A 13748-nucleotide genomic window follows, 5' to 3' on the forward strand; every position below is an offset into this window, starting at 1 on the left:
AAAATTAGTCACAGTAAGCAACATTACTCAGTTTAGGGGCAGTAACCAGATTGGTATTAACTATCCAACCATTACCAGAAAAGTTTTCTCCACGGAAGGTACGAGATAAGTCAATTTCAATCCAAACATATTTTTGGTCTTTATAAGTTTTCACCACATTTCCTGTGGTTAAATTGACGGTTAATTCCGTATCTGGGTAAACAGTAGCAATATACGCTGCTTTCTCATTCGGTTCCTTGCGAATATTTAAACCCTGGGATGGACGAATGACTAAACGACAGGTTCTACCTACTGTTGGTTTTTGCCAAGGTTTGGGGTTCGGGTTGGGGTTCGGTTGACTACCGCAGGGTTTCAAAACAGCTGTTTGGATAAATCCGATCGCCGGTGACTGAATTCTCACAAATCTATCTTCACCATCGGGAATATAGGAAAGGGTAACTCTAGTATCTTTCGGCACTACGCTGACAACACTAGAAGTGGTTGCCGCTTCCCGGTAAACTGAGGTACTGACTGATGTGACACGACATCTCGATGACGCTGGGGATGCGGGATTTGGTTCGGGTTGTGCTGCTGCTGGTAAGCTGAATTGCCAGGGAGATGTACCCCAGGCGATCGCCACTGTTGCGGTAACAGTGAGTAACTTATGGCACAAGCTAGTATTCATTATTGGACTTAACTCCTCACACAGTGAGGTTAATAGTAGCGTATAATTCTGACTTGAAAAATAGGGACGGGGATGAATCCATGGAAAACTTCTACTGAAGCTCAATAAGTATTCAAAATTAAGGACTGTCACCCGTGGGGTTTGTCTGAATGCAGATATCAAAACATTGGCGATCGCCATCTGCTATCACTGGATACCCACGATTCAATGCTAAATCTCAGTTAAAACAGATACTAGTCTATCTAAGTGGACTGTTTCATGGGTTGCCATGAGAGAAACACGAATCCGGCTGGTGGGAACCGTGGGAGGGCGAATAGCAGGGGCAAAAATTCCCTGGAATTGCAGGTGATTTCCTACACGTAGAGCCTCCCTAGGGCTGGGTAATTGCCAACAGAGAATGGGGGAAGCACTGGGAAGTAATTCCAAGGTAGGTAATTTTTCCTGCATCACTTTCCGTAAATATGCGATATTCTCCCAGAGTCGCTGACGGCGTTGGGGTTCCTGTTGAATAATCTGAATTGCGGTGAGAGCTGCGGCGGTATCTGCCGGGGAAAGTCCTGTGGTATATATCCAAGTGGGGGCACGGTTGCGTAAATACTCTATTAAGTTGGTGCTACCGGCAACATATCCACCAAGACTGGCGATCGCCTTACTCAAAGTTCCAATTTGTACTAACTCACTACCCGTACAGCCAAATTGTTCTACACATCCTGCACCATTTTCCCCTAGAACTCCGGTGGCGTGGGCTTCGTCTACCAGGAGCATACAATTATATTGTGTTGCTAGGGCGAGCAATTCGGGCAAGGGACATACATCACCATCCATACTGAAGACACTATCAGTCAAAATCAAGCAACGACGGTATTGATGGCGATATTGTTGTAATTGATGACTTAAATTAGCAATGTGGTTGTGGGTATATTCTAAGACGTTAGCGCCACTGAGAATTGCCCCATTTTTCAGACTAGAATGGTTATATTGGTCTGAAAGAATTAAATCACGCTTACCAACAAGGGCGGTAATAGTACCGAGATTGGCAAGATAGCCAGAACTGAAAACCAGAGCATCTTCTGTTTGTTTGAGACTGGCGATCGCCCGTTCTAATTCTCGATGTAATTCCCGATGTCCACTGAGTAAACGAGAACCAGTGCTACCTGTCCCGAATGCCTGAGTTGCTTGCACTGCGGCTTGAATTAAGCGTTGATCTCCAGCTAAACCGAGATAATCATTACTGGCAAAATTAATTACCTCTCGTCCCTCCAGTAGCACCGTTGCACCCGGAATTCCCTGAATAGTTCGTGTGGAACGATACCAGTCAGCGCGGTGGATTGTTTCCAGGGAATTGGCAATCCAAGAGTAGGAATTCATAGAGTAAGGGAGGGGAAAGGGGAATTGTTTTTTGTGAACTTGATATAGCAATTATCAGAGATTTTGGGCATTAACTACCAAATACTCACAGGGTTCCAATCTCTTACTTGTATCTGGTATCTGTCCCCTCTCCCCTATCCCAATTATGAACTTACCGACTCACTACTCAGGTGAGATATAGATTGGCGAATCCATTCTTCCACAAAAGCATCCTTCGGTAGTCCAATTTCTTCACTGACGTAGTGGAGTGCGTGACTGACTTCGTGGGGAGTGTAGCCTAAAGCCAAGAGTGTCATTTGGACTTCTTCTAGAATACCAGGGGCTGGTCCCTCGGTAGCCACAAAGAAACCCGCAGATTTTCGCCATTCGATGAGTTTAGCTTTTAATTCTAAGCAAAGACGTTCGGCGGTTTTTTTGCCGATACCCGGTGCTTGGATTAAGATTTGGACATTCGCGGTGACGATCGCCTGTACCAGCTCCGGTAACTCTAAAGTATCCAACAGAGCGATCGCCAATGCTGCACCAATTCCACTCACACTCTGCAAAAAGCGGAATAAATCCCGTTCTGCGGGGGAGGAGAAACCGTAAAGTAAAGGGATTTCGTCTCTGACTTGGTAATGGGTGAAAAGCTGTACCTCACCTCCGGAATCTGGCAATTGTCTTGCCAAACGTCCAGGAATCTGTAAATCGTAGCCGATACCGTTCACTTCCAACGTCAGTATGTGACGATTACCACTATTACTTTGGATACCAGCAATTATGCCTTTTAGGTAACTGATCATTCTAAGAAACCAAAGTGTTGCAAACCTTCAAGAATTCCGCCTGCACAATAATTTTGTGCTAGATAACGGTAGTCTGCGGGATTTTCATTGTGCCATTGAAGTAACTCAGGACGAGCATTGCCGACGATTATCCCCCGTTCTACCCCTGCGGCGAATAAAGCAATATCATTGCCAGAATCGCCACAAACGATTGTCTTCTCAGCTACAAATTTCCACTTTTGACGTAGAAACTGAACTGCCTGACCTTTATCACTGCTCCTAGGCACAATGTCAAGGTCGATACCACTGCTATAGATTAACTTTATATTTAAACCACATTTTTGCAATTCTGTCTCTAGTTCGGGCAAGATTTTTTCAGATTGCTCTGCCTCCAGGAAAAAACTAACTTTAAATGGACGTTGTTCTGAGGTGGGTTGAGGTTTTAACTCTAGGAATTTTGTAGCGGTATTTACCACTAATTCACGGTTCCAACCAGGAGATAGGATTTCTGACCACTGACTATCAGGAATATTACTATCATCCAGGTAAATTTCTGTACCCACGCTTAATACTAAGGCATCAGGTTGCAGAAGATTCTTTTCCTGTTGTAGTTCCCGGTAAAGTAAAGGCGATCGCCCTGTGGCGTAAACTATCTTAGTTCCATATTCTTGACGATGCTGTTGCAACCGGGAATTTAAATCTAGCAAAGCGGAGTCATCGCCAACAAGGGTATGATCTAAGTCGCTAACGAACATAAATTGAGACACAGCAACCTCCTTGATACCGTTTACCATCAAAAAGTTTATGCTGTTTTGGCACAAGGGACAGCAGTTAACGAAGATAAAAAGATAGATGACTGTAACTATCTATAACTATCCCAGCTATAGAACTTGCCCCTGGCAGCAAATCTTAATCTATGATTTGTGAACACACAATAAATCTACATAGATTTTGTCAGAAAATATCAGAAGCAATTAATAGAGGTAAATATCATGCACAAAGAATATATGGAGCTTTTAGAAGGATTAATTGATAAATTAACATTATCTGCAATCTTAGAAATGTTAGAGCGAATATGTCACAAAAAAGCAGAAAATCTGAGAACTCACTGGCAAGATGAGACTTTAGCAAAGCTTTGGGATAAAGCCGCTAGACAGATAGAACAAATAAATATTGACGTTTGAGTCAATAATAAAGCTCATTCTATAACCTGAATGATTTGCCGGGGACAGACCTAGGCTAAGAAATAGAACTAACCCTGTTTTGTTTAGGACATTAATTATTAAATGGTGTCGGTAATAAATCTCATAGAAATTATTTATTTTTTATCCAAATAGCTAAACCACCCCCACGTCCCCTAGCTGCAATAAAATCTTCAGTAATCAGAAAAAAAGCGAAAAATGGCAGCTTGGCGATCGCCATCTCATGAAAATTTTCAGCAAGCTTTTTATTACCACCAATTTTCCCTTGATAAATCTGCTTACCGAATAAAGAAATTTCTATCTGGGTAAAATCAAATGCTAGTAAATTTTTCTTGCCTGGATATTTGGCTGGTCCAGTGAATTGCAGTAAAATTCCACCAATGCGAGCTTGATTACTAATTCTGCCATCAGCAGTAAAAGAAATCTGTGCTTGAACAAATTTCGGAATATAAAAACCTTTTCCTAGTATAATTCCTCCCCTTTCCCTGACTTTGCGGGTTCCCGTTGCAAAACACAACCGCCATTCTCCCACCAATTCCCCGAAAGGATATAGTATTTTTTGCCGCTTGTTCGCTGTTTCTGCTTGCAACAATGCATCTACTACCATCGCTGCTGGGGGATATTCTCCCTTCTGTGTACGGTAGCTTTTGACTGCTTGGTTGATCACACTGAGAAAATCTGATGTCATGGAAAGCGCTGAGGGATGGTTAGTGAATCACATACAACTACTATGCCAGTAACAAGAGCATAATTTTCCACTAATCGAATTAGAGCGTTACAAAAATTTGTCTTAATGTTTAATTATGATGAGTATTAGTCAGGCTTGATAATCTTAATTGCAAGGCGATAAGCTATCGATATTACAAGTTGTAAGTATTACAGTAATTTATATTTTGCGAGGACAAAGATAATGAAAATTACTGCTCAATCAATTTACGAACAAGGTGTATTGAGATTAACAGAACCTATCTTCCTAGAAGAAGGTACTCAGGTTGAAGTCATTGTAATTACTCAAAAATCTAATTCTGTAGAGAAAACACCAGCAGAAATAGGTGCTATACCTTTAGAAGGTATTAGTAATGATGGATTTTCTGGTCGAGAGCATGACAATATTCTTTATTCTTAGTAAAGAATATCATGATTTTTGTAGATACAGGTGCATGGTTTGCTAGTATAGTTTCTTTCGGCTAACATTTCAGAAAATGTAAAATAAATGTATGAATAATTGAGGAAATATAGCTGATGACATTATCTGTTGAGTCAACGTCAGTAACCACCTTAGAAGAATTTTTAAAACTACCAGAAACAAAACCAGCAAGTGAATATATTGATGGAAACATCTACCAAAAACCAATGCCACAGGGAAAACATAGTGCTTTACAAATTGAATTAGCTTCTGCAATTAACCAAATAGGTAAAGCTAAAAAATTAGCTTATGCTTTTACAGAATTACGCTGTACTTTTGCAGACAAATCAATTGTTCCAGATATCGCTGTGTTTGAATGGGCAAATATTCCCTTGGATGAAAATGGTCAGATTGCCAATAAATTTGAAATTCCTCCCGACTGGATAATTGAAATTATTTCACCAGAACAATCTGCTAGTAAGGTGATTCGTAAAATTACATTTTGCCTCAGAAATGGTACAAAATTAGGCTATTTTATCGATGCGGAGGATGAATCAATTACAGTTTTTCAGCCCAATCAATTACCTGAAGTTAAGGAAAAACAAGATATTTTACCGATTTTGAGTGTTTTAGGAGATTGGCAATTGCAGGTTGAAGATGTATTTAACTGGTTGCATTTTGCGAAATAAATTTAAGACCATTGAATTGGAAAATGAGCATAGTTCGATAAAAAGATTTTTTAGCTTTAATTTCAAGTCGTTAAATTATCTGTTCATGTGACACCATGAGGAGACGATCGCCCCAGTATTTCCCAGAGCGATCGCCGTTACTTTTTATTCCTACTCAACACAGCTGCGATAACAAGCAAACTCCATAGAGAAAGTTGCCATTCCTGATGTCAGAGAACGCAAGTCGGTGGAGTAACCAAACATCTTCGAGAGGGAAACCTCTGCATGAATCACTGAGTATCCTGTCATGGTTTGAGAACCTAAGAGTAAACCCCGACGGGCAGAGATATCACCTTGAACCTTACCCACAGTTTCGTTCGGTGTTTCTACGGTAACTGCCATAATCGGTTCGAGAATCTGCGGTTTCGCTGTTGCCAATGCTTCAGTTAACGCTTGGTGACTAGCTGAACGGAATGCTAAGTCGGAAGAGTCTACAGAATGGTAGGAACCACCCGTTAAGACAACTTTCACACCCATCACCGGATAACCTTCCAGGGTTCCTGATGCCATCGCTTCCAGAAAACCTTTCTCACAAGCAGAAATGTATTCCTTGGGAATCGCACCCCCCACCACACGATTCTCAAATACAAACTGTTCTGTCGTCGGTTCTATCCATCCGCTAACATGGGCATATTGACCAGAACCACCAGATTGTTTTTTCAGCTTATAGTCAAAATCGCTACGCTGGGTAATGGTTTCTCGATAGGCAACTGCGGGTTTACCCACAAACACCTCCGTGTTATATTCCCGACGAATGCGTTCGATGTAAATTTCCAAATGCAGTTCACCCATACCTGATATCAAAGTATTATTCGATTCAGGGTCAGTACTGACACGGAAGGTGGGGTCTTCCCGTTGGAAGCGCTGTAAAGCTTTGGCTAGCTTGTCTGCATCTTCTTGTTTTTTGGCGGTAATTGCCAGGGTAATGACTGGCTCTGGAACATACATTCCTTCCAGGGAAACTGGGGTTTCTGTGGTGTAAAAAGTATCACCAGAAGCACAATCTATCCCTAACAAAGCAATGATATCTCCAGCATAGGCAGCTGGGACTTCCTCCCGCTTATTGGCGTGCATCCGGACAATCCGACCAATTTGCACCCGTTTTCCGGTGCGGGAATTGTAAACCGTGTCTCCCTGTTTCAGGGTTCCGGAATACAAGCGAGTGTAGGTTAATTGTCCAAAGGATTCGACTGTAAGTTTGAAGGCTAAAGCAACCAGGTCAGCATTTTGGTCACAATAGACACTAGTACCTTCGGCAGTACGGACAATTTCCCGATCGCTGGGCGCAGGGAGATAGAGAGCGATCGCCTCTAGTAAATTCTGCACTCCTTTATTTTTAAAGGCTGAACCCAGGAGTACGGGAGTTATTTCTAAGCTTAGGGTTGCTTGACGAATTGTCTGGTAAATTAACTCTGGGCTGACTTCTAACCCTGCCAAAAGCTGCTCTGTCATCTGTGTGGAATACAGAGAAAGGGTATCAAGCATCTTTTCCCTGGCTGTGGTTGCTTCCCCTTGTAATGCTGTGGGAATTGCCTGCTGATGCCAGTCTTCACCATGTTCTCCCAGGTAGTAATGTGCCTGCATTTCTACTAGGTCAATTACCCCCTGAAAGTTATCTTCACTACCAATGGGTAACTGAAGTAACAGAGGATGGATATGTAGGCGATCGCCCATTGCTTGTACCACTCGCCCAGGATTTGCCCCCCGCCGATCCATCTTGTTGATGAAGGCAATGCGAGGTACACGGTAACGCTTCATCTGCCGATCTACCGTAATTGACTGGGATTGCACCCCTGCCACCGCACACAACACCATCACAGCACCATCTAGCACCCGCAAAGAGCGCTCTACTTCTATGGTGAAATCTACGTGACCGGGTGTATCAATTAAATTAATTTGTGTTTCCTTCCACTGGCAGGTGGTGGCAGCTGAGGTAATGGTAATTCCATGTAGCTTTTCTTCTGGCATGAAGTCCATTGTGGCTCCCTTGCCGCCTCCCCGTACTTCTTCTATGGCGTGAATTCTACCAGTGTAGAAGAGAATCCGCTCCGATAAAGTGGTTTTACCTGAATCGATGTGTGCAGATATACCAATGTTGCGGATGCGCGTTCGGGGAATCATAAAATTTCCTAGGGTTGAATGTAGTGTATTTTTATCCCATATTCGGGATAACTCTATTGTACTACATTCGTGTTACAAATGCCATCCTAATCGCCAATTAACTCCACTGCATCCCTACCGTCGGTATCTTGAAAGTAAACTTTCACAATTTCCTCTTTGGCTGTGGGTAATTTTTTGCCGACAAAATCCGGGTGAATGGGTACTTCTCGATGACCTCTATCTACTAATACAGCTAATCGAATCACCTCCGGTCTGCCATATTCATTTACCGCATTCAAAGCTGCACGAATTGTCCGTCCTTTAAATATCACATCATCTACCAAGACAACTGTCTTACCTGTCAAGTCAAAGGGGATATCCGTTCTTGCTGGCGTACGCAGGCTGATTTTGTCCAGGTCGTCACGGTAAAATGTAATATCTAGCGCTCCCACATCGGGAGATACCCCTTCTAACACCTCAATTTGTCTAGCTAATAACTCAGCTAGGGGAACTCCACGAGTATATATACCTAGTAATGCCAATTGGGACAAATCACGGGTTCTTTCGATAATTTGTGAAGCTAAACGGGTGACAGTACGACGGAGTTCTTCCGGTGAGAGAATCTCAACCACTTTGGTAGACAGATTCATAGACTGATATCCTTGTCAGTGGGTAGTAGGTTATGGGTAATAGGTCAACCCCTGAAGGGGAATTCAAAATTCAAAATTACAATCCCCATCAATAAATTTAGGGGTTTGTATTCTTTTCTTTTTCAGTTATGGGTAATAGGTTTTTGTGTTAACTGTTAACTGTCACCTGTTCCCTGTTAACTTCATTATTCCCAATTCCCATTTTTATCTTCACCTGTTTATGCCCATTAGGAGTAGACCCGTTACCCCCAACCATGAGAAAAAACAGTAACGAGTCAGTCGTGTAGCTCGCAAAACGACATCTGCTGTGATGGGTTGGATGGCATCTCCCAGGAGAGGTTTGTACTTAATTACACCACGATAGATATTTTTACCGCCCACCTGTACACCTAGGATAGCGGCATAGATGCATTCGCTCCAACCTGAGTTAGGGCTAGGGTCCTGGGGTGCGTCCCGTTGGCAGATGCGCCAGACTTCCAGGGGTTTTCTGGAGATTAAGCCAAGGGTAAATACTGATAAACGGCAGGGAATATAGGTTAAAAAATCTTCTAGTTTGGCACTGAACCAACCGAGATAGGTGTAGGGTGGTTCTTTGTAACCCACCATGGAATCGAGGGTACTAATTGCTTTGTAGGCGATCGCCAGGGGTGCAGCCAAGGGCAAAGAATCACTGAGAATTATTCCCATAATGGCATAAAATAGGGGAGCCATGACCCCATCAATGGCATTTTCGGTGACAGTTTCTAGGACAGCACGAAGTATCTCTGCATCGTCCATGCTATCAGTATCTCGCCCGACAAAGTTACTTAATGCCGAACGGGCGGCGGTAATATCTCCTAATATTAAAGGTTGTAAAACTGTTTCTGCCGCTTGACGTAAACTTCTACCAGCAAAACAACTTGCCAAGATAATACTTTCAGTGGCGATCGCAAAAATAGGATGTACCCACTTAGCTATTTGCACAATTATTCCCGTGGCGATCGCGCTGCCGAAAATTACCAAAATCGCTAATCCAATTCCGGCTAATCTTTGTGTCAAAGAGCTATGACAATATTGCCAAACAAGTTTACAGATAGAAGTAATTACCCATCCCATGACTTGTACAGGATGAATCCACCCCCAAGGATCACCAATGATGTAATCTAAAATGGCAGCAATTAATAAAACAGTCATTTTCTGCTAAACAATAAAACTGGCTTCTGCTCCTAGGGATGCTTGCCAACTGCGAGCATCATAATAAAGGTCTGCTAGGGTAATACTATATAAAGCTTCTTTCATTTTTTGATGCAGTCGTTGCCAAAGACTAAATGTCACCCAATCTTCCGCTTGTGTTGGTGAGGTTTGGTGATGGGGTAAAGGATCTATAGTTTCCCCCACAGATTCGAGAATTTCTCCTAGGGAAATCTGGGCAGGTTTTTTTGCTAGTTGATATCCCCCAATGCTACCGCGAACTGATTTTACTAAACCAGCACGACGCATTTCTATTAATAGCTTTTCTAAATAGGGTGCAGGAATATCTTGACGAGTGGCGATCGCTCTAGTAGAAACTGGACCATATCCTGGTTGCAAACTTAAATCTAGCAACGCTTTCACACTATAGTGTCCTCTAGTCGTGAGTTTCATAATCCTGCCCAATAGTACTTTGGCGATTATTTACTTGGGGATAGCAGCAACTAGTCGTTAATGACTAATCAGTAATGACTAATTTCCGAATATTTTTGTGTAAGAATCGACAAACTGATCAAGAAATAGACAAAATTTTTAGCTATCCTTTAAAAAACTTCAGCAATTACAGTGTAAACTAACCTGCCCCACATTTACACCTGGAAGATTAGCCCCTAGGTCAGAAAGTTTCACTGGTGCAAGAAAATAGCCGAAGGGAAAGCTATGGGGATATAAATGCTAATCAGCAATTAGGTAAGTCCAATTAATAAATTACCCAATTTCACTTCTTCAAAACTAATTTTCCCCTGTTCTCTATGAGCAGGAAGGGAAGTCTGACCCTACAATCAGCAAGCTACTGGTATTGTCTTTACAGAAAATACTGCTCCCTTGCCATCATATATATAGTTGTCACCAAACCCATCAGCATTTCCTGATGAACCCATCAGTAAGTGACTACGATCAAGTTTACTCCCGTTATCCCTTAGTCAATATGTGAATGAATGTAAAGTTAGAGATATTCAGTCTCTATTCCCAATTTCTGATTATCCATTGGCGAACAGGATGAAGCAGACTGATTTGTGTCCATTTACTTATATATTTTGTGGAAAATATTATTTATAGTCCACAAATTTCCATCATTTATGTAATATACTTGGCTAGGCTGGGATAAAAAATAAAGGATTGTGTTCTTACTTCCTTAATGTCAGCTAAAATAAAATCGATTCCACCACTTCAAGCGTTTATTTTCGATATAAGTTGATGGCTAAACAGAAAAAAATTGAACCCCTAGTAGGCGAAGAACTGCTGAAGAAAGTCAAAGAGCTAGAAACCCTCAGCAAAGACGATAAAGCTAAACAGTGCGGCTACTATACCGTTACCAAAAACGGCATTGAGCGCGTCAACATGATGAAGTTCTTAAATGCTCTAATTGATGCAGAGGGCATTCAGTTAGACAGCGCTCCCAGTGCAAATGGACGTGGGGGACGCAGCGCTAGTTATAGAATTAGTGTGCAATCTAACGGGAACTTGCTGATAGGTTCGGCATATACAAAACAGATGAATCTCAAGCCAGGAGATGAATTTGTCATCACCTTAGGCAAGAAACATATTCGTCTGAGACAACTCGACTCAGAAGAGAAAGAAGCTCTAGATGCTCTAGAAGCGATCGCCTAAGTTTTTCTACTATCTTTGGTCATGAGTCCTCTGTCATTTCTTGCTAGTCTCACCTGGCAATTAATGGCTGAATTCTCATGGCTGTTTCCCATTTGACCATTGATGAATTGCTTTGCGAGTCACTGCCAAGTTACAAGCTAAAGCAATTTGTTCTCTCTCAAGTAAGCCTAAAATTTCCTCTGGGTTATCTCTTGCCACAACAGGCAATTGATGCAAACCTCGTAGTGCCATTCTATCTAAAGCTTCTGACAAAGGTTCATCTCGCCAAGCGTAAAGAATGTCAGTGGTACAGATATCAGCAAGGGTTTGACTAGCTAATTTATTGGCAGTCTCCTGAGAGGATTGGGAGTAATTTTGCCAAAAATTGAGTTTCCGATTGATATCTTCCAAGGAAAAGATACCTACTACCTTGCCAACTTCATTTACTACTAATGCGCTGCGAGAAGATGGAATACTTGCCATTTCAATGGCAGCATCGATGATTTTCATTGTCAGGGGTAATTTTTTGGGATGGGGGTGCATCGCATCTTCTACTAATATTTCCTGTAATATTTCTGTCTGCTCATCCTTGAGTTCTGACAGACCGATTTGTTGTAGGTTGAGGTTAGAATTAGCGCTCGGTTGCATTCTTTCGCGCAACCAGACACTTAAGCCCACTGCTGCCATTAGTGGTAAGACAATGCGATAATCCCTAGTTAATTCAAATAATAAAAGAATAGATGTTAAAGGCGCTCTCACACTAGCAGCCAATACCGCAGCCATACCCACCATGGCATAGGCTGGAGGAGATGCCATATACTCGCTGATAGCGGGTGCAATTAGTGCCAGGATTTTAGCGTAAGCACTTCCTAAGGAAGCACCCAGAAACATGGCAGGTGCAAAGATTCCACCAACAAACCCGCTACCTGCGCTAACTACCGTCATCAATAATTTGACTACCAGTAATATCATTAACAGTTCCAGGGAAAATTTCACATCCTGGAGCATGGCTTCAATTGTGCCATAACCGATACCAAGAATTTGCGGTAAATACAGAGCCACAATCCCAACGATTAAACCACCAATCAGAGGGTGTAGGGGTTTAGGGATTCTACCTAACCAAGTAAAACCGCCTATTTGACCAGCAAAAACGGCTTTGGCAAATTGCATAGATTGGGTGTATGCCAGGGATACCAAGCTTGCCCATAGACCCAAACCTAGATATAAAGGTAATTCTAGAGGGCTACGTACTTGGTAAAGAGGTAAGGCAAAGGCGGGTTGGGTTCCTAAACCGATTTGAGCCACTAAGGCAGCAACAACCGCAGCAAGTAGGACTACACTGACTGCTGAAGTAGCAAAGGATGTAGCGCCTAACACCACTTCCAGGGCAAAAAATACTCCGGCGATCGGTGCGTTAAAACCAGCTGCCAAACCCGCAGCAGCACCAGCAGCTAACAGCAACCGTTGCCGTTCCTGGGATACTCGTAAAATCACTGATAGGAGCATTCCCAGATTGGCACCAATTTCCACACTTGGACCCTCTGGACCCAGAGAAGCCCCACTACCTAAGGAAACAGCCGCCGCCAGCATTTTTGTCACAGGTCGTAATTGACGCTGAAATTCGCCTTTTTGGGAAGCGGCAATCAAAGCAGATAAACCGGGACCAAAATCCTGGGTACGCCAACGCATTAATCCAACTATGGCTCCGCCAAAAATAGGCACACAAGCTAAAGTCCAAGCACCCCAGACACCGATAACACCCATGAAATTTTCTAACATCAAGTGATTGATCAGTTCAATGAGATAATGGAATGTGACTATACCCATGCCACTGCCACCGCCAATTAGCACAGCTAAGAGCAGGATGACTGTTTCTGGGGAGAGTTGAAAACGATTCAGTAGATAGGTTAGGTGTGGTGCAGGAGCAGGTAAAACAGCTTTGTCCGTCACCTTCTGTAAAGGAGTGGTTGGCAGGAGGGTCATTTAGGAGTGCAGTAAATATAATAAAAAATTTAATATTTTATGTCTTACTTTTTATTGTGAGTCATTATCTAGCAACCAGACAACTAGAAAGTAATTTGCTATTGACCAAAAAGCTATTAGCTCCATAGGACAAAAGCGATTTTTTGATTTCTGTTTGGCTTTTTCTGAGCTAGTCTGGTTATACTCGTGTTGCAGCTGTCAAATCATCCTGAGTTGGGAAACAACTTTGTGTATGTGTGATATGGCTGAGGTTAAATTGCACAGGAATATGTCGATACTTAATTAATTGTTGATGTGATTGTGTCACATCTGTGACTAATTGCATTTTTTGCTGGTTAAATGGACTGAG

General features: G+C 42.4%; 15 protein-coding genes. 4 read left to right on the plus strand and 11 right to left on the minus strand.

The window, feature by feature from the left end:
* Nucleotides 1-4 precede the first annotated feature (4 nt).
* From IJ00_RS04800 to IJ00_RS04815, 4 genes are all read right to left on the minus strand, one after another.
* Entirely contained in the window at nt 5-664 is a 660-nt protein-coding gene (locus tag IJ00_RS04800) for a hypothetical protein (RefSeq protein WP_035150586.1), read from the minus strand.
* 210 nt (nt 665-874) lie between these two features.
* Complete coding sequence (gene bioF, locus IJ00_RS04805) at nt 875-2032, minus strand: 8-amino-7-oxononanoate synthase (protein WP_035150588.1); 1158 nt, start codon at nt 2030-2032, stop codon at nt 875-877.
* A gap of 143 nt (nt 2033-2175) precedes the next feature.
* Entirely contained in the window at nt 2176-2814 is a 639-nt protein-coding gene (gene ruvA / locus IJ00_RS04810; protein WP_035150591.1) for a Holliday junction branch migration protein RuvA, read from the minus strand.
* Nucleotides 2811-3560: a sucrose-phosphate phosphatase gene (locus tag IJ00_RS04815; RefSeq protein WP_144415984.1), complete on the minus strand. Its 750-nt coding sequence runs from the start codon at nt 3558-3560 to the stop codon at nt 2811-2813. The genes ruvA and IJ00_RS04815 overlap by 4 nt, the downstream gene beginning before the upstream one ends.
* A gap of 225 nt (nt 3561-3785) precedes the next feature.
* Between IJ00_RS04815 and IJ00_RS04820 the strand changes: the two genes are divergently transcribed.
* On the plus strand, nt 3786-3977 hold the full coding sequence (locus IJ00_RS04820) for a hypothetical protein (protein WP_035150595.1): 192 nt from the start codon (nt 3786-3788) through the stop codon (nt 3975-3977).
* 130 nt (nt 3978-4107) lie between these two features.
* Here the strand turns inward: IJ00_RS04820 and IJ00_RS04825 are convergent, their stop codons facing one another.
* The gene (locus IJ00_RS04825; protein WP_035150597.1) at nt 4108-4683 is read right to left on the minus strand and encodes a hypothetical protein; all 576 of its coding nucleotides are present in this window, start codon (nt 4681-4683) and stop codon (nt 4108-4110) included.
* A 222-nt stretch (nt 4684-4905) separates the two neighbouring features.
* Here IJ00_RS04825 and IJ00_RS04830 point away from each other — a divergent pair, with 222 nt between their 5' ends.
* Both IJ00_RS04830 and IJ00_RS04835 read left to right on the plus strand, forming a co-directional pair.
* Nucleotides 4906-5121: an antitoxin family protein gene (locus tag IJ00_RS04830; RefSeq protein WP_035150598.1), complete on the plus strand. Its 216-nt coding sequence runs from the start codon at nt 4906-4908 to the stop codon at nt 5119-5121.
* Nucleotides 5122-5237: 116 nt separating this feature from the next.
* The gene (locus IJ00_RS04835) at nt 5238-5810 is read left to right on the plus strand and encodes a Uma2 family endonuclease (protein WP_035150599.1); all 573 of its coding nucleotides are present in this window, start codon (nt 5238-5240) and stop codon (nt 5808-5810) included.
* Nucleotides 5811-5960: 150 nt separating this feature from the next.
* Here the strand turns inward: IJ00_RS04835 and fusA are convergent, their stop codons facing one another.
* The 4 genes from fusA to IJ00_RS04855 form a co-directional block, all read right to left on the minus strand.
* The gene (gene fusA, locus IJ00_RS04840) at nt 5961-7970 is read right to left on the minus strand and encodes an elongation factor G (RefSeq protein WP_035150600.1); all 2010 of its coding nucleotides are present in this window, start codon (nt 7968-7970) and stop codon (nt 5961-5963) included.
* Nucleotides 7971-8056: 86 nt separating this feature from the next.
* A complete protein-coding gene (pyrR, locus tag IJ00_RS04845; RefSeq protein ID WP_305728205.1) occupies nt 8057-8599 on the minus strand; it encodes a bifunctional pyr operon transcriptional regulator/uracil phosphoribosyltransferase PyrR in 543 nt (180 codons plus the stop codon).
* Between the two features lie 210 nt (nt 8600-8809).
* Nucleotides 8810-9772 (minus strand): adenosylcobinamide-phosphate synthase CbiB, encoded by a 963-nt coding sequence (gene cbiB, locus IJ00_RS04850; RefSeq protein WP_035150601.1) that lies wholly within the window; start codon nt 9770-9772, stop codon nt 8810-8812.
* A 6-nt stretch (nt 9773-9778) separates the two neighbouring features.
* Nucleotides 9779-10222: an Rrf2 family transcriptional regulator gene (locus tag IJ00_RS04855; RefSeq protein ID WP_035150603.1), complete on the minus strand. Its 444-nt coding sequence runs from the start codon at nt 10220-10222 to the stop codon at nt 9779-9781.
* An 801-nt stretch (nt 10223-11023) separates the two neighbouring features.
* Between IJ00_RS04855 and IJ00_RS04860 the strand changes: the two genes are divergently transcribed.
* Nucleotides 11024-11437, plus strand: a complete 414-nt coding sequence (locus tag IJ00_RS04860) for an AbrB family transcriptional regulator (protein ID WP_035150605.1) — start codon at nt 11024-11026, stop codon at nt 11435-11437.
* 75 nt (nt 11438-11512) lie between these two features.
* On the opposite strand, the gene IJ00_RS04865 is transcribed toward IJ00_RS04860, so the two are convergent.
* Together IJ00_RS04865 and IJ00_RS28750 are read right to left on the minus strand one after the other, a co-directional pair.
* A complete protein-coding gene (locus IJ00_RS04865) occupies nt 11513-13399 on the minus strand; it encodes a chloride channel protein (protein ID WP_035150607.1) in 1887 nt (628 codons plus the stop codon).
* A gap of 178 nt (nt 13400-13577) precedes the next feature.
* Entirely contained in the window at nt 13578-13724 is a 147-nt protein-coding gene (locus IJ00_RS28750) for a hypothetical protein (RefSeq protein ID WP_168163421.1), read from the minus strand.
* Nucleotides 13725-13748: the final 24 nt, after the last annotated feature.

The sequence above is a fragment of the Calothrix sp. 336/3 genome, assembly GCF_000734895.2.
In the GTDB taxonomy this organism is placed as follows: Bacteria; Cyanobacteriota; Cyanobacteriia; order Cyanobacteriales; family Nostocaceae; genus 336-3.

Bases quoted from the DNA above. Each gene is read 5' to 3' on its own strand.
- ruvA (WP_035150591.1), bottom strand. From the start codon at position 2,814: ATGATCAGTTACCTAAAAGGCATAATTGCTGGTATCCAAAGTAATAGT.
- IJ00_RS28750 (WP_168163421.1), bottom strand. From the start codon at position 13,724: ATGCAATTAGTCACAGATGTGACACAATCACATCAACAATTAATTAAG.
- IJ00_RS04825 (WP_035150597.1), bottom strand. From the start codon at position 4,683: ATGACATCAGATTTTCTCAGTGTGATCAACCAAGCAGTCAAAAGCTAC.
- pyrR (WP_305728205.1), bottom strand. From the start codon at position 8,599: ATGAATCTGTCTACCAAAGTGGTTGAGATTCTCTCACCGGAAGAACTC.
- cbiB (WP_035150601.1), bottom strand. From the start codon at position 9,772: ATGACTGTTTTATTAATTGCTGCCATTTTAGATTACATCATTGGTGAT.
- IJ00_RS04830 (WP_035150598.1), top strand. From the start codon at position 4,906: ATGAAAATTACTGCTCAATCAATTTACGAACAAGGTGTATTGAGATTA.
- IJ00_RS04820 (WP_035150595.1), top strand. From the start codon at position 3,786: ATGCACAAAGAATATATGGAGCTTTTAGAAGGATTAATTGATAAATTA.
- IJ00_RS04855 (WP_035150603.1), bottom strand. From the start codon at position 10,222: ATGAAACTCACGACTAGAGGACACTATAGTGTGAAAGCGTTGCTAGAT.
- IJ00_RS04800 (WP_035150586.1), bottom strand. From the start codon at position 664: ATGAATACTAGCTTGTGCCATAAGTTACTCACTGTTACCGCAACAGTG.
- IJ00_RS04835 (WP_035150599.1), top strand. From the start codon at position 5,238: ATGACATTATCTGTTGAGTCAACGTCAGTAACCACCTTAGAAGAATTT.
- IJ00_RS04860 (WP_035150605.1), top strand. From the start codon at position 11,024: ATGGCTAAACAGAAAAAAATTGAACCCCTAGTAGGCGAAGAACTGCTG.
- fusA (WP_035150600.1), bottom strand. From the start codon at position 7,970: ATGATTCCCCGAACGCGCATCCGCAACATTGGTATATCTGCACACATC.
- IJ00_RS04865 (WP_035150607.1), bottom strand. From the start codon at position 13,399: ATGACCCTCCTGCCAACCACTCCTTTACAGAAGGTGACGGACAAAGCT.
- bioF (WP_035150588.1), bottom strand. From the start codon at position 2,032: ATGAATTCCTACTCTTGGATTGCCAATTCCCTGGAAACAATCCACCGC.